Origin of the sequence: Bradyrhizobium sp. th-b2, from assembly GCF_000426785.1 — a bacterium.
In the GTDB taxonomy this organism is placed as follows: domain Bacteria; phylum Pseudomonadota; class Alphaproteobacteria; order Rhizobiales; family Xanthobacteraceae; genus Bradyrhizobium; species Bradyrhizobium septentrionale.
In genome coordinates this window covers 94,728-112,268 of the sequence record NZ_AUGA01000027.1, presented here as the reverse complement: position 1 = coordinate 112,268, position 17,541 = coordinate 94,728, and the positions used below count along the sequence as shown (strand labels likewise).

At 62.8% G+C, this 17,541-nt stretch carries 20 protein-coding genes; 10 read left to right on the top strand and 10 right to left on the bottom strand.

The features are described 5' to 3' along the window. Positions 1 to 18: 18 nt before the first annotated feature. From K359_RS0129185 to K359_RS0129150, 8 genes are all read left to right on the top strand, one after another. On the top strand, positions 19 to 1,557 hold the full coding sequence (locus K359_RS0129185; RefSeq protein ID WP_029082502.1) for an AMP-binding protein: 1,539 nt from the start codon (positions 19 to 21) through the stop codon (positions 1,555 to 1,557). 263 nt (positions 1,558 to 1,820) lie between these two features. Next, positions 1,821 to 2,018 carry a hypothetical protein gene (locus tag K359_RS0129180; RefSeq protein ID WP_029082501.1) on the top strand — a complete coding sequence of 66 codons (198 nt, stop codon included), beginning with the start codon at positions 1,821 to 1,823 and terminating at the stop codon, positions 2,016 to 2,018. Next, positions 1,993 to 2,409, top strand: a complete 417-nt coding sequence (locus tag K359_RS64635; RefSeq protein WP_245284750.1) for a type VI secretion protein — start codon at positions 1,993 to 1,995, stop codon at positions 2,407 to 2,409. The genes K359_RS0129180 and K359_RS64635 overlap by 26 nt, the downstream gene beginning before the upstream one ends. Before the next feature lie 204 nt (positions 2,410 to 2,613). Next, positions 2,614 to 3,552 (top strand): type I phosphomannose isomerase catalytic subunit, encoded by a 939-nt coding sequence (locus tag K359_RS0129170; RefSeq protein WP_029082499.1) that lies wholly within the window; start codon positions 2,614 to 2,616, stop codon positions 3,550 to 3,552. Continuing rightward, positions 3,549 to 5,834 (top strand): glycosyltransferase family 4 protein, encoded by a 2,286-nt coding sequence (locus tag K359_RS0129165; RefSeq protein WP_029082498.1) that lies wholly within the window; start codon positions 3,549 to 3,551, stop codon positions 5,832 to 5,834. The genes K359_RS0129170 and K359_RS0129165 overlap by 4 nt, the downstream gene beginning before the upstream one ends. A 34-nt stretch (positions 5,835 to 5,868) precedes the next feature. Further along, positions 5,869 to 7,167: a glycoside hydrolase family 130 protein gene (locus tag K359_RS0129160; protein WP_029082497.1), complete on the top strand. Its 1,299-nt coding sequence runs from the start codon at positions 5,869 to 5,871 to the stop codon at positions 7,165 to 7,167. 59 nt (positions 7,168 to 7,226) lie between these two features. After that, positions 7,227 to 7,469 (top strand): hypothetical protein, encoded by a 243-nt coding sequence (locus K359_RS0129155; RefSeq protein ID WP_029082496.1) that lies wholly within the window; start codon positions 7,227 to 7,229, stop codon positions 7,467 to 7,469. A gap of 42 nt (positions 7,470 to 7,511) precedes the next feature. Beyond that, positions 7,512 to 7,712, top strand: a complete 201-nt coding sequence (locus K359_RS0129150; RefSeq protein WP_029082495.1) for a hypothetical protein — start codon at positions 7,512 to 7,514, stop codon at positions 7,710 to 7,712. Between the two features lie 53 nt (positions 7,713 to 7,765). Here the strand turns inward: K359_RS0129150 and K359_RS0129145 are convergent, their stop codons facing one another. Continuing rightward, positions 7,766 to 8,323, bottom strand: coding sequence for a cytochrome P460 family protein (locus K359_RS0129145; RefSeq protein WP_029082494.1), 558 nt, complete (start codon positions 8,321 to 8,323; stop codon positions 7,766 to 7,768). Between the two features lie 262 nt (positions 8,324 to 8,585). Between K359_RS0129145 and K359_RS0129140 the strand changes: the two genes are divergently transcribed. After that, the gene (locus K359_RS0129140; protein ID WP_029082493.1) at positions 8,586 to 8,933 is read left to right on the top strand and encodes a DUF6665 family protein; all 348 of its coding nucleotides are present in this window, start codon (positions 8,586 to 8,588) and stop codon (positions 8,931 to 8,933) included. Between the two features lie 45 nt (positions 8,934 to 8,978). Here K359_RS0129140 and K359_RS0129135 read toward each other — a convergent pair whose 3' ends face one another. The 9 genes from K359_RS0129135 to K359_RS0129095 form a co-directional block, all read right to left on the bottom strand. Further along, positions 8,979 to 9,350, bottom strand: a complete 372-nt coding sequence (locus K359_RS0129135; protein WP_029082492.1) for a hypothetical protein — start codon at positions 9,348 to 9,350, stop codon at positions 8,979 to 8,981. A 284-nt stretch (positions 9,351 to 9,634) separates the two neighbouring features. Beyond that, positions 9,635 to 9,901 (bottom strand): DUF1150 domain-containing protein, encoded by a 267-nt coding sequence (locus K359_RS0129130; RefSeq protein WP_029082491.1) that lies wholly within the window; start codon positions 9,899 to 9,901, stop codon positions 9,635 to 9,637. 50 nt (positions 9,902 to 9,951) lie between these two features. After that, positions 9,952 to 10,377: an Hsp20 family protein gene (locus K359_RS0129125; protein ID WP_029082490.1), complete on the bottom strand. Its 426-nt coding sequence runs from the start codon at positions 10,375 to 10,377 to the stop codon at positions 9,952 to 9,954. 171 nt (positions 10,378 to 10,548) lie between these two features. Next, positions 10,549 to 11,631: a sn-glycerol-3-phosphate import ATP-binding protein UgpC gene (locus tag K359_RS0129120; RefSeq protein WP_029082489.1), complete on the bottom strand. Its 1,083-nt coding sequence runs from the start codon at positions 11,629 to 11,631 to the stop codon at positions 10,549 to 10,551. Then, a complete protein-coding gene (gene ugpE, locus K359_RS0129115; protein ID WP_029082488.1) occupies positions 11,631 to 12,479 on the bottom strand; it encodes a sn-glycerol-3-phosphate ABC transporter permease UgpE in 849 nt (282 codons plus the stop codon). The genes K359_RS0129120 and ugpE overlap by 1 nt, the downstream gene beginning before the upstream one ends. Continuing rightward, entirely contained in the window at positions 12,479 to 13,360 is an 882-nt protein-coding gene (ugpA, locus tag K359_RS0129110; protein WP_029082487.1) for a sn-glycerol-3-phosphate ABC transporter permease UgpA, read from the bottom strand. Before ugpA ends, ugpE begins: the two co-directional genes overlap by 1 nt. A gap of 166 nt (positions 13,361 to 13,526) precedes the next feature. Continuing rightward, positions 13,527 to 14,843, bottom strand: coding sequence for a sn-glycerol-3-phosphate ABC transporter substrate-binding protein UgpB (ugpB, locus tag K359_RS0129105; RefSeq protein ID WP_029082486.1), 1,317 nt, complete (start codon positions 14,841 to 14,843; stop codon positions 13,527 to 13,529). Positions 14,844 to 15,035: 192 nt separating this feature from the next. Then, positions 15,036 to 16,241: a CaiB/BaiF CoA-transferase family protein gene (locus K359_RS0129100; protein WP_029082485.1), complete on the bottom strand. Its 1,206-nt coding sequence runs from the start codon at positions 16,239 to 16,241 to the stop codon at positions 15,036 to 15,038. Positions 16,242 to 16,463: 222 nt separating this feature from the next. Then, on the bottom strand, positions 16,464 to 16,889 hold the full coding sequence (locus K359_RS0129095; RefSeq protein ID WP_029082484.1) for an organic hydroperoxide resistance protein: 426 nt from the start codon (positions 16,887 to 16,889) through the stop codon (positions 16,464 to 16,466). A 182-nt stretch (positions 16,890 to 17,071) separates the two neighbouring features. On the opposite strand from K359_RS0129095, the gene K359_RS0129090 reads away from it, so the two are divergent. Further along, a complete protein-coding gene (locus K359_RS0129090; protein WP_029082483.1) occupies positions 17,072 to 17,533 on the top strand; it encodes a MarR family winged helix-turn-helix transcriptional regulator in 462 nt (153 codons plus the stop codon). The last annotated feature ends 8 nt before the right edge of the window (positions 17,534 to 17,541 follow it).

Here is a 17,541-nt window from a genome sequence, read left to right as displayed (position 1 = left end):
TCTCGCGCGAGGCCCGCCATGCGCTTCATCGACTATCTCGACAAGGGCGCCTCGCTCGGCGCCGAGGCGCCGTGCCTCACCATGGACGGAGGCGACCTCGGCTATGGCGAGGTGCAAAGGCTGAGTTACCGGATCGCGCGCGGGCTCGACCGATCCGGCGTCGCGCCCGGCGACAAGGTCGCGATCCTGTCCGGCAACGATCCGCTCGCCTTCGCCTGCGTGTTCGGCATCTCGCGCGCCGCTGCCGTGTGGTGCCCGATCAACCCGCGCAACGAGGCGGCCGAGAACAAGTTCATCCTCGACCAGTTCGATTGCAGCCTGCTGCTGTTCCATTCGAGCTTTGCGCCGATGGTCGAGGCGGTCAGGCAGGACCTGCCCAAGCTGCGCACGCTGGTCTGCCTCGATACCGAGCTGCCGTTCGCGCCGTCGTTCGACCGCTGGCTGAGCGGTCTCGCCGACGATCACTATGAACGCGGGACGATCGATGATCTCGCGATGATCCCGGGCACCGGCGGCACCACCGGCAAGCCCAAGGGCGTGATGCTGTCGGGGCGCAACATCGAGGCGATGACCGCGCTGACCTTGATGGGCTATCCGTTCAAGGGCCGTCCGGTCTATCTCGCGCTGGCGCCGCTGACGCATGCCGCGGGCGTGCTGTGTTTTCCGATCATGACGCTCGGCGGCCGCATCGTGATCATGCACCACCCTGACATTGGCGAGTTCCTGGCGCTGATCGCCCGTTACAGCGTCACCCACACCTTCCTGCCGCCGACCGTGATCTACATGCTGCTCGATCATCCCAAGCTCGATGCGGCCGAGCTCGGCTCGCTGCAATGCTTCTGGTATGGCGCAGCGCCGATCTCGGCGGCGCGGCTCGCTGAAGCCTTGCGGCGGATCGGGCCGATGGCGCAGCTGTTCGGCCAGACCGAGGCGCCGATGATGATCTCGATGATGGCGCCGGCCGATCACTACAATCCGGACGGCACGATCGCGATGGAGCGGCTATCGTCCGCCGGACGGATCAGCCCGCTGGTGCAGGCCGGCATCATGGATGGCGACGGCAAGCTCGTACCGGCCGGATCGCGCGGCGAAATCGTGGTCCGCGGTTCGCTGGTGATGGAGGGTTACTACAAGAACCCGCAGGCTACGGCGGAAGCCTCGGCGCATGGCTGGCACCATACTGGCGATATCGGCTACATCGACGGCGATGGCTATCTCTACATCGTCGATCGCGCCAAGGACATGATCATCACCGGCGGCTTCAACGTCTACTCGATCGAGGTCGAGAACGCGTTGCGCGCCCACGAGGCGGTGCAGGACTGCGCGGTGATCGGGTTAGCCGATGACAAATGGGGCGAGCGGATCGTCGCGGTGGTGCAGCCGCGCGCCGGCCACCAGGTCGACGCGTCAGCGCTGGCCGCCTTCGTCAAGCAACAGATCGGCAGCATCAAGACGCCGAAGCAGATCGAGGTCTGGGACGATCTTCCGCGCTCCAAGGTCGGCAAGGTGCTGAAGCCGGATATCCGCGCGCGGTTGACGGAGCGTTCAGGCAGCTAGGGCGCTTGCATGGTCCGGGGCGCCATGGACCTGGCGCTGTTGCCGCGCCAGGTTTTAAAAGCTCGCTATTTGCCGGACCTGAGCGTAGAGTCGCGTCATCACCGCCCATCCACGGCATTCACCGGTGACTGAGGGTAACGTAGGGCTCCCGCCAAAAAGACGAGGAGCATACGTGTCTCAATTTCGCCTGGCCGATTGGATCGTGCCGCCGGTGATCGTCCCGTTATTTCTTCTGCTCCTGGTGGCTGCTGCGGCCGCCTTGCATGGATAAGACGACGCAGCTCCAATACCTGGTCAGCGGAAACCATCAATTCGGTCGCGTCAACCTTGGCCGCGCCACGATGGCTGCTGCTTTGTCAAAGGCAAGGGAGCTTCTGCAGGACGGCTATATGGACGTGCGGATATGCACGCCGCGAGGCCAGGTCCTGATGCCTGATGAGTTCGATCAGCTCGAAACGTGAAGAAGCGCCGGCAGCTCGTCAACGGCTGCGTCGATACCTCGCCGGGAGCACTGCTCGACCGAAGGCGAGCGAGGCAGCAGTCGGCGGGCAAAGGAAAGATGATGGGATGTTCAGTTTGAACATTGCCCAGAAAGGCACCAACATGAAGACGCTTGTTCTCGCCTTGGCGCTTGGCACGTTTGCGCAAGGCGCGCTCGCCGCAGAACCGAACTGCCGCGCGATCGAAAGCACGGGCGCGCGCCTCGGCTGTTACGACGCGGCGTTTCCTCCGAAGCCGAGGGAGCCTGCGGCGGTCGATAGCCGCGCGCCGCGAGCTGAATACAAGGATCCGCTGCTTACGGAAGACGCTCGAATCGCGGCAAAGCTAAAGAATATCTGTCGCGGCTGCTGAGGTCTGCGACACCGCCCGCACGAGAGCGCAGCCAGTCCAAAGGTTGCTATCGGGCGTCAGAGTAGCCAATTGAATAGATGACGTCACCGGATCGTTGCGACAGCGCCTGTCGCGAAGTGCGACGTCTTAGCCACGCCAAATCTTCCGAGCGGAATCGACCAACGGCTGTCGTATCGACGTGCGCGTTTTGGGTCAGGACATTAGATGACCGTCGAGCAAGCCTCGATACAGATCACCCGCAAGCCGTGGGGGCGCGTCGATCTGCGTCCCTGGAGCCGCATCGACGCTTCCGCCGATCCCGTTGGAGAATTGTGGCTTGAGCGTACGGGCGACAGCGCGCCGGTTCCGGCACTCCTGTTCAAACTGCTGTTTACCAGCCAACCCCTGTCGATCCAGGTTCATCCGAATGATGAGCTTGCGCACGCCCTCGGTCTGCCGAACGGGAAAACCGAGGCCTGGTACATCCTTTCGGCGGCGCCAGGGGCGCGGGTTGCGCTGGGGCTAAAGCAATATCTTACGCCGCAGGCTTTGCGCGCAGCGATCGGGGACGGCTCGATTGCAGGCCTGGCGCAATGGCATCCTGTCATGCAGGGCGACGTCATCTTCGTCCCCGCCGGCACAATCCACGCTCTCGGAGCTGATATCGTGCTCGCCGAGATCCAGCAGCGCAGCGATACGACATTCCGTTTGTTCGACTTTGGCCGGAATCGCGAGCTGCACGAGGATAGCGCCGTGGCGGCCTCGGTTGCCGGGCCACCCCCAACGCAATCGCCTCCACGACGTCTCACCGATGTCCGAAAGGTTCTCGTCGCAAGTTTGCATTTCATTCTTGAGCGGATCGATCTTCAGGCGAATTCGCATTGGGCGCTCGATACCGATCGGGAAACCTGGATCCTTGTGATCGAAGGGAGCGGGCGCATCGGGTCGACCGCTACCTCCGTTGGGGACGCAATTTTTGCCGAAGCCGACAGCGCCGGCATCGAGGTTGGCCCGGAGGGAATGAGTATTTTGATCGCCTATCCGGGACCTGATCCAATTGCAGCCCTGCTGCAGGATTGCGCAGAACGAACGGCCAAATCTGCCGCCGCATCCGGCGCCGTGCACGCTCCGACATCAAGCCGGATCATCGAGGTACAGACATGACATCGCCCCGCCGTATCGCCTTTATCGGCAACTCGTTGCCGCGCCGATGCGGAATTGCAACCTTCACGACCGACCTGCGAAACGCGATATCGGTTTCGCGCCCGGATCTTGAGGCCTGCATCGTGGCGATGACCGATCGCGGTCAAGTCTATGATTATCCCTTGGCGGTCGCTTTTCAGATCAAGGACGGCAATCTCGAAGATTACACGCGCGCCGCGGATTTCCTCAATGCCGGTCAGTTTGACATCGTGTGCCTGCAGCACGAATTCGGGGTTTTCGGCGGTGAAGCCGGTGCTCATATCCTCGTGCTGCTGTCGCGCCTTACCATGCCGGTGGTGACGACGTTCCATACCGTGCTGGCCGATCCGACGGCCAGGCAACGTATGGTCATGGAGCGCATCGTCGATTTGTCGTCGAAGGTCGTGGTAATGGCCGACAAGGGGCGCGAACTGTTGCGCGGTATCTATCTGGTGCCGGAGGACAAGATCGAGATCATCGCCCACGGCATTCCCGATGTCGCCTTTGTCGAGCCCGACGCAGCGAAGGCGCGGCTCGGATTTGAGGAAAAGTCGGTCATCCTGACATTCGGCCTGTTGTCACCGAACAAGGGCATCGAAGTCATGATCGACGCCATGCCGTCGATCCTGAAACGCTGCGCGGATGCGGTGTACGTCGTGCTCGGCGCAACACACCCCAACCTGGTTCGAAACCAGGGCGAGGGGTATCGCGAGGGCCTGATGGCGCGAGCGCGCGAACTCGGAATAGACGGTCAGGTGGTGTTCCTCGACCGGTTCGTCGATCTGGCGACGCTGCTCGAATTCATCTCGATGTGCGACGTTTACGTCACGCCCTATCTCAACGAGGCCCAGATGACGTCGGGGACCCTGGCCTACAGCTTCGGACTGGGGAGGCCGGTCGTTTCGACGCCCTATTGGCACGCGCGCGAGCTGCTGGCAGATGGATGCGGCGTTCTGGTGCCTTTCGGCAACGCCTCGGCGATCGGCAACGAAATCGCAAAGTTGCTCACCGATGACGCTCGCCGGCAGGCGATGTCGCGGCGCGCCTACGCGGCGAGCCGAACGATGACATGGGAACGCACGGCCGAGCGTTACATCGCGGTCTTCGAGACCGTACGGCAAGCGCACAGGCCGAAGCTCTTCGCGCGCTCCGATGTAGGATCGCCGGAGCTCCGCAGTCCCGCGCCGCCGGACATGCAGATCGGCCACTTCCTGTCGATGTGCGACGATACCGGCCTGTTCCAGCACGCGGTCCATTCGGTGCCCGATCGCGCGCACGGCTATTGCGTCGACGACAATGCCCGCGCACTGCTGCTGGCCTGCGCGCTGAACAATCCGGGCGAACAGCCGCTGCCGGAGCTGTTGACGACTCGCTTTGCGGCTTTCGTGCAGCACGCGTGGAACCCCGATACCAGGCAGTTTCGCAATTTCATGGGCTTCAATCGAAGCTGGCTTGAAGACAAAGGTTCCGAAGACAGCCATGGGCGAACGCTATGGGCCTTGGGCGAGGCCGCGCGCAGTGATCTGAGCCCGTCGCGGCGCCGATGGGCCGCTGCCTTGTTCGCCGAGGCATTGTCGACTGCGGAGAGCTTTCGTTCACCGCGAGCGTGGGCATTCATGCTTCTGGGCCTGGACGCCTATTGCGCAGTGACGCCGGACGATCTCCACGCCAGGGAGATCCGGCTGTCTCTTGCCGACCGCTTGATGTCTTGCCTGGCGTGTGTCGAGACGCCGGACTGGGTGTGGTTTGAAGAAGGGCTGGCTTACGACAACGCGCGGCTGCCGCAGGCCTTGATGCTGACGGGCGTGGCGACGAAAGTGCCAGAATATTTCGATGCTGGATTGAGGTCCCTGCGCTGGCTCATGACGCAACAAACCACAGCAGCAGGTCATTTCCGGCCGGTCGGCACCGCCGGGTTCGGCGAGCAGCGGCAACATCCCCGTGCCTTCGATCAGCAGCCCGTGGAAGCAACGGCGACGATCGCAGCCTGCCTTGCGGCCTGGCGTGCGAGCGGCGATGCCGAATGGAAGGCCATGGCAGCGCGCGCCTTCGGCTGGTTTCTCGGCAGCAACGATCTGTCGGTAGCGTTGGTCGATTCGCAAACTGGAAGTTGCCGCGATGGATTGCACCCCGATCGTGCCAACGAAAACCGCGGTGGCGAATCGGTTGTTTGCTATCTCCTCGGACTTGCAGAGATGCGTCAGCTCGCGCGCGTCAACACCAGCCTGACCAAGCCTGCGGCCTTGCGGGCTGTGGGCGCCTGAATTTCACCCTCCAATCCAGCGAGCCGAGGATACCGTGTCACAAGCTACTTTTCTGAATCGGCAGGCGCTTCATCTGCGCCCCGATCCCGCGCGGGTCATCGTGAGGCCGTTCAAGCCGGCGACCGAACCGCGCGATCTGAATCCGACCGACAAAATACGCGCAAATCATATCGTCGATCGGGTTCTCGCACTCGATCCGGATGCCGTTGCCGCTCAGCTCGCGGACGTCCTGGACAATTTCCAGGGCCGCCATCGGAACCTGTTGGAGACCTTCGAAGCCCGCGCGGATGAAATGGAAGACGCGTTCGCGACGCATGGCGTCTTTTCAAAGACCCAGCGCCAGCTCGTTGGCGCCTATTTTCTCAGTGAGTATTCGTTCGAAGCCTCTGCCTTGTTCAATCCCAGCATCGTGCCGCACCCCGATCAATCGAGTGCGCCGAACGGCGGCATATGCGTCGTCATCAGTCTGCGTGCGATCGGCGAAGGGCACGTGTCGTCACTGACTTTTCGAACCGGAACGATCGCTGCTGATGGCAGCCTGACCGTTGATCCGACGGCTCGCCTCGCCTCGCTACCTCGGATTTCCCATCGCATGTCCGGTCCGGATGGCGAGCGTGTCGAGTTGACTTTCAAGGGTGAGGAAGAGCTCAGCGAGCGCGTCATCTTTCCCATCACCGAATCCCAATCCAACGGCATCGAGGATGCGCGCTTTGTTGAATTCAGCGACGGTGATCGAAAAACCTACTACGCGACCTATACGGCCTACAGCGGACGGGCGATCCGTTCCGAATTGATCGAGACCAGCGATTTCATGTCGTTTCGACTGACGCCCTTGCGGGGCGCCGCGGCACGCAACAAGGGCATGGCGCTGTTCCCGCGCAAGATCGACGGCAGATACGCCATGATCGCGCGACAGGATAACGAGAACCTGTACCTGATCTATTCAGACGACCTCTACACATGGGAAGGCGGTCAGGCCGTTCTGCGGCCGCAATTTCCCTGGGAGTTCGTCCAGATCGGCAATTGCGGGTCGCCGATCGAGCTTGATGAAGGTTGGCTGCTGCTGACGCACGGTGTTGGCCCGGTCCGCAAATACTCGATCGGGGCGGCGCTGCTCGATAAGCGCGACCCATCCAGGGTGCTGGCGCGCTCAAGTGAGCCGTTGTTGCGGCCTGAACCGTCCGAGCGCGAAGGCTACGTCCCCAACGTCGTCTATACCTGCGGTGCGATGAGGCACAATGACCAGATCGTTTTGCCATATGCCGTGTCCGACACCTTTTCCAGTTTCGCCACGATCAAGATTTCTGCGCTCATAGAAGCGATGAAACGCTGAGCGCGGCCGTTCGCAGTCGTTGGCATCAACCGCGTCTCTCGGCGGCTTAAGGAGCCATCATGGCCCGCGAAACAACCTACGTCGTGCAGGCATTCAACGCCGGCAAGGGCGGACATCTGAAGCCCGACTCTCCAATCGTCTGCAAGACGGCAAATGGCGCGCTGCGAACAGCAGAGAGACTGGCTTTGAGCAAGCTCGCCGTCGTTGCATTCTCGTCCACCGGCGATCCCGAAATGGGCGACTATGATGATGAGCCCATGGTCTTCTTCCGGAAGGGCGATCTTCCGGCTGCGTTTGGCTGAAGCCCTGGTTGCGAACGAGAAGGTATGTAAGGGAAAACCCGGATGAGCGAGCGACTTGAAACACTGAAGAAGGCCCGCGATCGCATGATCGAGGAGAGGGACACACATGCGAAAGTGCTGGCCGCTCCCTTTGATCGTGACAAGGCGGAGCGGGCACGCAGCAAGTTCGTCGAGGTTCAAGCGTTGATCGAAGCCCTGGACCGCGCCATCAGCGCGGAAAACTTCGGTTCAGCGAGAAACTGAAGCCGAATATCCGCGCACGGCTGACGGAGCGTTGGTTCGCGCAATCCGGCCTTTCACCGCATTCCGTACTCGGTGAACACGTAGTCGCGGTTCTGCACCACCGTGTGGCACGCATAGCCGCACTTCGCGTCGTTTTCCTGCGGCGGATTGTCCGCCGTGGTGGCGGGCCTGAACACATCGGTCGCCGCGTCATACTCGAACGCGCCGTATCCCCATCCGCCGCTGTCGGCGAATCTCTTGCTGTCCTTCACCATGAAGTCGACGTCGTGCTGGGCGCCAGGCACCGTCGGCTGGCCGGGATATGCTTCCTGCTTTTTCGGGATCCAGTGAATCTTCGCCATCCTGGCGCCGTCCGGGAACGGCTTGCCGTTGCCGGGCACGCCCTCCCGGTAGGCGCCGATCATCGCCGGATTGCCCATGATCACGGCAATGACGCCTTCGTTCTCGCTGATCGCGATCACGGACCAGTCCTCGTATCCCCTGAACTCGGAGAATGCGAGCCCACCGGGCACTTGCAGAGTGTATTTGTCCTGCGCGGAAATCGCGATGCCGGTTGCCAGGATGGCGATCGGCACTGAAGCAACGAGACTCATCAGCGAGCTCTTCTGCATGGTCGCATCTCCCTCATTCGATTTGGCGGCAAATAATCTCTTGCTGGAAATTCCCCTTATCGCGATGCCTCATTCGAGGCTCAGGACTGCGCGGAGCGTTGGTCACGAGGCCTGATTACAGCATGGAATGGGGCCGAGCGAAATGAGGCCGCTGCATGGGTCTGCTGCCTAAAGCACCGGCGTGAGCGCCTATTGACAACCGTTCCATCACGCCAGAAGAATCTGGGGCGCATCATCATGCACGCGGCCCCAGGGAATACCGATGTCCCTCGACTTTCGCTTTCGTACTCCCCTCGACGTCCTCACTTACGAGCTCGCCGAGGAGAAGGCTTCCGCACTCGGACGAATGGGGCGTGCGCTGGAACAAGCCCTAGCCAAATTGCGCGAGTTCGATGCCGCGCAACCGGCTACGGGCGCGCCAGCATCCGGGCTGCAGGCGCGGCGCGTTCTGGTGCGGGAGGCCGGCCACGCGCTCTGGATGTTCGTGGTGCAGCGGGAGGCTTGTGGCACGCGCGACAGCCGCGCGATCATGCGCACCTACAATGTGCCGGGCGAGGTGCAGCTGTGCATGGGCCCGATGCTCGCCGCGTCAACGCGGATCGTCACATGATTGATGCGTTCCGCCGCCTGTCGCGGCCCAGTCTCAGCCCGCGGCTCAAGTAGGAGACCCACCTTCGAGCGGGGGTGGAGTTGTCTGAGCGCCACGCCTTGCGTCCGCGTTCTCCTCCGAGGCAACTTTCGATCCAACAAGGAGGCCCGCGATCATAACCGGTAGCAGCACGGTCGGAAGCAACACATAAACACCCTGCCGCCCTTGCAGCGCTGGAAGGATCCCGCCCGCTATCCAGGACGCGTATGGCACCAGCACTCCCAGGGAAACAAGCCCTCCCAGCAGCGCATAACTCAGCGGTGACGCCTCGATTCGACGCCTGTTGAGGGCAATGATCAAACCGACGATGCCGAACAGAAATCCGCCGGCGATGCCGCCCATGATGGTGACAGCGGGCACGAACAGCACCAGCAACATGACAAAGCTGCCGGGTTCTCTCGACCAAGCAAGAGTGAGGCAGCAGGCGACGACAAGCGAGGCCAGTCCGCCAAACAGAACACCCCAGTTAGACGATCTACTGATCATAGGCACCGCGCACCCATGGCGTCATATCGGGGAAGCCTACCGCGGGCTTCGTTAAAGTTGTGACAACTGCAACTACCCGCAGGACGGAGCCCAAAAATAAGAATGCGCGGGCCGCCTCGACCGGTGTCGAGGCATGCCCGCGCATTGTATCAGCGGATGCTGAATTCAGCGCAGCGTCAGTGGACGCTGACGGCCTGCAGTTCGTTGCTCCAAGCGTTCGCAATCGCGGCTTCGCGGCTGTCGGTCAGCATGATCGGCGTGCCGTCGGCGGCATGCAGTGCGAACAGCTTGAGGCCCGGCGCGATCTTCGGCGCCTGCGGAAAGAGGTCGGGCACGTCCTCGGAACGGACCTGCTTCACATAGGCGATATGGCCTTCGCCCAGATGGGCCAGCGCTTCCGGCGTGACGCTGTCGGACTGGTAGATGATACTCGCTTCACTCATGGTCTCGACTCCTCAGTCAGATAAGCGGTCGAGTCCGCTCCTGGTTTCTATTATTCGTGTTCACTGATAGCGATTGTCTTAACGACCCGCTCAGGTTCTGGCCTGGCCAGGTCGATCGACAACAGCCCGTTCTTCAGATCCGCGCCCAGCACCTGCATCCCCTCCGCCAGCACGAAAGTGCGCTGGAAGTGGCGCGCGGCGATGCCGCGATGGATGTATTGCCGAGCCTTGTCGTCCTGCTGGCGGCCGCGGATGACGAGCTGATTTTCCTCAATGGTCACATCGAGTTGGTCGCGGGTGAAGCCCGCCACCGCCAGCGTGATGCGCAGCCGCTCAGGCTGGCCGTTGGTACGGTCGCACCGCTCGATGTTATACGGAGGATAGCCGTCGGCGCCCTTCACGACGCGGTCGAGCGCACGCTCGATCTCGTCGAATCCCAGAAGGAACGGACTGGACAACGATGGAACACGAGACATTACAAAGTCCTCTCGAAGCGACTTTGAGGGGCCCTTGCGGCACCCCATGCAACCGGCGGGCCGCTTGCCCGTCGGTCACTAGCCAATATGGGAGTGATCTGGATAGCGTTCAAGCGCCTCTGAAACCAGCGTAAATGCCGCGCAGCATGGCTCCCAATCCTTCCCGATTGGTTATTGTCCGACCCGTTGGCGGCCGTCAGCGGTAAAAAGATGCAGTTTGTCCCGCGGGGCGACAGCCCGGATCTGCTCGCCGATGGCGGGGCCGGTAGCACCGGGAACCCGGACGATCACCTCGCCCGGCGGCAGCTCGCCGGGATTGGCGGCCACGCTTTGCTGCTCGCGCTGGCGGCTGCCATAGACGAAGGTCTCGGCGCCGACATGCTCGATCGCCTCGACGGTCAGGCCAAGCGCGACGCCGCCGGATACCGTCTCGTTGGTAATGACGAAATCCTCCGGCCGGATCCCAGCAATGCCGGCGCCGTCGGCGCCGGTGATCTGGGACTTCAGCTCGTCCGAGCGCAGCGGCATCAGGTTCATCGGCGGCGCGCCGATGAACGAGGCGACGAAGGTGGTCGCCGGCCTCTGATAGATGTTGAGCGGATTGCCGATCTGCTCGACCTGGCCGCCATTCATGACCACGAGGATGTCGGCGAGCGTCATCGCCTCGAGCTGGTCGTGGGTGACGTAGATCGAGGTGGTGTTGAGCCGGCGCTGCAGCTTGCGGATCTCGACCCGCATCGCGATGCGCAGCTTGGCGTCGAGGTTCGACAGCGGCTCGTCGAACAGGAACACCTTCGGCTGGCGCACGATGGCGCGGCCCATCGCGACGCGCTGGCGCTGGCCGCCGGAGAGCTGCCGCGGCTTGCGCTCCAGCATCGGCGAGAGCTCGAGGACGCGGGCAGCTTCCTCGACCCGGGTCCTGATCTCGGTCTCGGCCATGCCGCGGTTGCGCAGGCCGTAGGCCATGTTGTTGTAGACGCTCATATGCGGATAGAGCGCGTAATTCTGGAACACCATCGCGATGTCGCGATCGGCCGGCTCGATCTGGTTGACGACGCGGCCGCCGATGTCGATCTCGCCGCCGGTGATGGTCTCGAGCCCCGCGACCATGCGCAGCAGCGTGGACTTGCCGCAGCCGGAGGGACCGACCAGCACGCAGAACTGGCCGTCGCCGACGTCGACATCGACGCCCTTGATGGCCTCGAAGCCGCCGGGATAGGTCTTGCGGACGCTGCGCAGCGTGACGTTAGCCATTACTTTTCCGTCTCCACCAATCCGCGCACGAACAGTTTCTGCATCGCGACCACGACGAACACCGGCGGCAGCATCGCCAGCAGCGCGGTCGCCATCACCACCGGCCATTCGGTCAGCGCGTCGGTCGTGGTGATCATCTTGCGAATGCCGACCTGGATGGTCTGCATGTCGTCGCGCGTGGTGATCAACAGCGGCCAGAGATACTGATTCCAGCCGAGGATAAACAGGATCACGAACAGCGCGGCCATGTTGGTGCGCGACAGCGGCAATAGCGTATCCCAGAAGAAGCGGAACGGGCCCGCGCCGTCGATCCGCGAGGCCTCGAGCAGTTCATCCGGCACGGTCATGAAGAACTGGCGGAACAGCAGCGTCGCGGTCGCCGAAGCGATCAGCGGCAGCGACAGGCCGGCATAGCTGTCGAGCAGATGCAGATCGGCGACGATCTTGTAGGTCGGATAGATGCGCACCTCGACCGGCAGCATCAGGGTGATGAAGATGATCCAGAAGATCGCCATCCGGAACGGAAATCGGAAATACACGATCGCGTAGGCCGAGATGATCGAGATCGCGATTTTGCCGACCGCGATCAGGAGCGCCATGATCAGCGAGTTCAGCATCATGTTGAGCACCGGCTCGCGGGTCGAGCCGCTCGTGCCGACAAACAGCGTCTGGTAGTAGGTCTCGAGGAAATGGCCCCCGGGCAACAGCGACATCTGGCCGTTGGCGATGACCGCGTTGTCCTGGGTCGAGGCGACGATCGCGAGATAGACCGGGAAGGCAACGATCGCGATCCCGATCCACAGGATGGCGTGAGCCAGATAGCGCTGAAAACCTTCCTCCTCGACCATCAGTAGGTCACCTTGCGTTCGACGAAGCGGAACTGGATTCCGGTCAGCACGATGACGATGGCCATCAGGATGACCGACTGCGCCGCCGAGGAGCCGAGATTGCCGCCGAGCAGGCCGTCGGTATAGACCTTGTAGACCAGCGTCTCGGTCGCCTTGCCCGGACCGCCGCGGGTCATGGTATCGATGATGCCGAAGGTGTCGAAGAAGGCGTAGACGATGTTGATGACCAGGAGGAAGAAGATGGTCGGCGACAGCAGCGGGAAGATCACGGTCCAGAACCGTCGCATCGGACGGGCGCCGTCGATCGCGGCGGCCTCGATCACGCTCTTCGGGATGCTCTGCAGGCCGGCGAGGAAGAACAGGAAATTGTAGGAGATCTGCTTCCAGGCCGCGGCGAGGATGATCAGCGCCGCCGCCTGGTCGCCGTTGAGCAGCGGATTCCAGTCGACGCCCATGCCGCGCAGATAGCGCGACAGCACGCCGAGCGAGGGGTGCAGCATGAACACCCAGAGCACGCCGACCACCGGCGGAGCCACCGCGTACGGCCAGATCAGCAGCGTGCGGTAGAGCGTCGAGCCGCGCAGCGGCCTGTCGGCCATCACTGCAAGCAACAGTGCGAACGACAGTGAAGAGACCGCGATCGCGAACGAGAACGCGAAGGTCCTGACGATCGCGGCGAAATAGGCCGGCTCCTTGAACAGTTCGAGATAGTTCTCGAACCAGACGAAGCTGGTGGACAGGCCGAACGCGTCCTGCAGCAGGAAGGACTGGATCACCGCCTGCACGGCCGGCCAGTAGAAAAAGATCAGGACGATCGCGAGTTGCGGAGCAACCAGCGCGTAAGGCAACAGCTTTGATTGGAAAACCGCTTGCTTTTGCATGGTCTCGGCAAAAAGGGCAGGCCGCGAGGTTGCGGCCTGCCGGGGGATGGCCCTAAAGCGCGACGAGATTAGGTTGAATAAGTCGTCGCGCTTTAGCTCGTCGTTTGGGCATGATCTTTCCGGAAAACCGCTTCGCACTTTTCCGGATCATGCCGAAGGCATCATGTCAGCGGACGGCGGTCTTTTCAAACTGCCGCAGCATCTGGTTGCCGCGCTCGACGGCGGCGTCCAGCGCCTGCTTGGCGGTCTTCTTGCCGGCCAGCGCCTGCTCGATCTCCTCCGACCACATGTCGCGCAGTTGCACCATGTTGCCGAGGCGCAGACCGCGGGAATTCTCGGTCGGCTCCTTGTTGGTGAGCTCGAGCAGCGGGGTCTCGAGATAGGGCTGGTCCTTGTAGAAGCCCTCTTCCTTGGCCTTGGCATAGGCTGCCTTGGTGATCGGCAGATAGCCCGAAGCCTTGTGGATCCAGATCTGGCGGTCGGTGTCCGAGAGGAAGGTCAGGAACTTGGCCACGCCCTTGTATTCCTCGGCCGATTTGCCACCCATGACCCAGAGCGAGGCGCCGCCGATGATCGAGTTCTGCGGCGCGCCCTTGACGTCGGGATAGTACGGCATCGGCGCCGCGGTGAAATTGAACTTGGCCTGCGCCTTGACGTTGCCGAAGAAGGCCGACGAGGTCAGGTAGATCGGGCACTCGCCCGAGGTGAAGCGGCCTTCGCCGGTGTTGGTGCGGCCGGCATAGTCGTAGGTCTTGTCCTTCTGCAGCTCGACCAGATTCTCGAGGTGCTTGACCTGCAGCGGGCCGTTGAATTCGAGCACGGTGTCGAAGCCGTCGAGGCCGTTGGCCTTGCTGGCGAGCGGCACGTTGTGCCAGGCCGAGAGCTGCTCGAGATTGACCCAGGTGACCCAGGAGCCGGAGAAGCCGCAGGTGGCGTAGCCGGCCGCCTTCAGCTTCTTGGCGTCGTCGAACACTTGCGGCCAGGTCTTCGGGATCTCCGCGATGTTGGCCTTCTTCAGCGCGTCCAGATTGACCCACATCACGGTCGACGACGAGTTGAAGGGGAATGACAGCATCTCGCCCTTCGAGGTCGAGTAGTAGCCGGTGATCGCGGGCAGATAGACGCTGGGGTCGAACTTTTCTCCGGCATCGGCCATCAGCTTGTAGACCGGTTTGACGGCGCCGGTGGCGGCCATCATCGTCGCGGTGCCGACCTCGAACACCTGCATGATATGCGGCGCGTTGCCGGCGCGGAATGCGGCGATGCCGGCGTTCATGGTGTCGGCGTAGCCGCCCTTGTAGGTCGGGATGACCTTGTAATCGGATTGCGCGGCGTTGAAGTCGTTGGCCAGCTTGACGATGACGTCGTTGTTGGCGCCGGTCATCGCGTGCCACCACTGAATCTCGGTCACCGCAAATGCAGGCGACGCGAATGCAAGCGCGGCAGCGGCTGCCGCAGCAGCGCCGAGTCGTCGAAAGATCATCAAAACCCCTCCCGGTTGGAACGCCATCTTTCGTTGCGCGCGTTAACAGCGCCGGATGACGTTCAAATGAACGAAAGTCATGGTAGGGGGGAAGCCGAAGCAAAGGGAAGCGGTAAAAAAGGCGGAGATTGCGACCGCGTCCGTGCGGTGCAACGCCGGACGCGACGTTGCACCGCAGAGCAGGCGTGAGGATTAACGTTTGCGCTGGGGACCGCAGACCACGCCCTTCTCAACCAGGCCGCTGATCTCGTCCCTGGAGTAGCCGAACTCGCCGAGCACTTCCGCGGCGTGCTGGCTGAACTTCGGCGGCGTGCGGCGCAGGCTCGGCTTGGTGCGTTCGAGGCGGATTGGCGAGGCGACGCCCTTGTACCAATCCTTCTCGATGACGTCGCCGCGGTGGATCGTGTGTGGGTTGGTCAACGCCTGGTCGATCTTCTGCACCGGGCCTGCCGGCAGGCCGGCTGCGAGCAGCCGGTTGCACAGTGGCTCGGCCTCGTGCTGGCTGAACACCGCGGCAAGCTCCGCCCGCAGCGCATCGCGGTTGGCGATGCGGTCCTTGTTGCGGGCAAAGCGCGGATCGGTGCCGAGCTCGGGCTTGCCGATTTCCTTGGCGAGCTTGCGGAAGGTGCCGTCATTGCCGACGCCGATGAAGATGTTGTCGGTCTTGGTCGGGAAGATCGCGTAGGGCACGAGGTTGGGATGCTCGTTGCCCGTGAGCGACGGCGGCTTGCCATGCATGAAATAGTTCGCGGTGTGCGGATGCATGATCGCAAGCCCGGTCTCGTACAGCGTGGTCTCGATGAACTGGCCGAGCCCGGAGCGCTGCCGCTCCGACAGCGCCATCAGGATGCCGATCGCGGCATAGAGACCGGTGGTGATGTCGACCAGCGGCACGCCGATGCGCATCGGGCCGCTCTCGGCTGAGCCGGTCGCCGCGATCATGCCGGTCATCGCCTGGATGATCGCGTCATAGCCGGGATTGCCGCCGCGCGGGCCGTCGGCGCCGAAGCCGGAGATCCGGCAATGCACGAGGCGCGGAAATTTCGCGCGCAGCACCTCGTTGCCGATGCCCCATTTGTCGAGCGTGCCCGGCTTGAAATTCTCGATCAGCACGTCGGCGGTCTCGAGCATCTTCATCAGCACGACGCGTCCGCCCTCGGAGGCGAGGTCGACGCCGATCGAGCGCTTGTTGCGGTTGATGCCGACGAAATAGGCCGCGTCTTCGTCGTGGAAGGGAGGGCCCCAGTCGCGCACCTCGTCGCCGGCGGGCGGCTCGACCTTGATCACGTCGGCGCCGTGGTCGGCGAGGATCTGGGTGCAATACGGGCCGCCGAGCACGCGCGTCAGATCGATCAAGCGCAGTCCGGTCATCGCACCCGTCACCGCTGGGGTATTCATGGAAGCAACCTTCGCTCAGTTGGGACTCAAAAACGAGGTCCCAGAGCTAACGGTCTTCGCGCGGGGCAGCAATGCTCCCGTCTGCGCAGGCCCATGCAGCGGGCCGCGCCTGCGTTCGCCAAGCGAACTGGCATTCGAAATGCAATGCCCTCAAATGAAAAAGTCCGCTCAAATGCAATGGTCCGCCACGCTGATGTGGCGGACCATTGGGCGGAAGGCGAATTAGACGACGCTCAGCTTGACGTCGACATTGCCGCGGGTCGCGTTGGAATAGGGGCACACCTGGTGGGCCTTTTCGACCAGCGCTTCGGCCTCATTGCGGGGAAGGCCGGGCAGCGAGACGGCGAGCTCGACGGCGAGGCCGAAGCCGCCTGCCGAGCGCGGGCCGATACCGACCGTCGAGGTCACCGAGGCATCCGCGGGAACCTTCGGGCCGCCTTGCGAGGCCACGAACTTCATGGCGCCGATGAAGCAGGCGGCATAGCCGGCCGCGAATAGCTGCTCCGGATTGTTGCCGGCGCCACCGCCGCCGCCGAGCTCCTTCGGGGTGGTGAGCTTGACGTCGAGCGCGCCGTCGAGCGTCGCCGCATGGCCGTCGCGGCCGCCGGTTGCCTTGGCGCTGGTCTTGTAGAGCACGTTCACAGACATGGTGGTCTCCCTTGGGTTTGGACTTCGGTGGACTTGAGTTCGTGTTCGACGAGGCATATATTACACGCAATTAGATTGCACACAATATAAAATATGCGGCCTCACATTTAATTGTTCGCAATTGAATCCCGGCTCCCGTGAGCCCAGAATGACCCGGAAACGAGATGGATTCGATGGGAATCATGGTCAGGAAACCAACGGCGGCGGATCAGGCGCTGCGGCTCGACAACCAGATCTGCTTTGCGGTCTATTCGACCGCACACGCCTTCAACCGCGTCTACAAGCCGCTGCTCGACCGGCTTGGGCTGACCTATCCGCAGTATCTCGTGATGCTGGCGCTGTGGGAGCGCGACGACGTGCCGGTGAAGCACCTCGGCGAGCGCCTGTTCCTGGATTCCGGCACGCTGACGCCGCTGCTCAAGCGGCTCGAGGCGGCCGAACTGATCAAGCGGACCCGCAGCACCGAGGACGAGCGCCAGGTCCTGATCGCGCTGACGGCGCAGGGCCACGCGCTGCGCGAAAAGGCCAAGGCCGTTCCGCAGTCGATCCTCGCGGCCTCGGACTGCACGGTCGGCGAGTTACTGGCGATGAAGGATGAGATCGTCGCGCTGCGCGACCGGCTGAATGCAGTGCTGGGGGAGTAGGGGGAGCT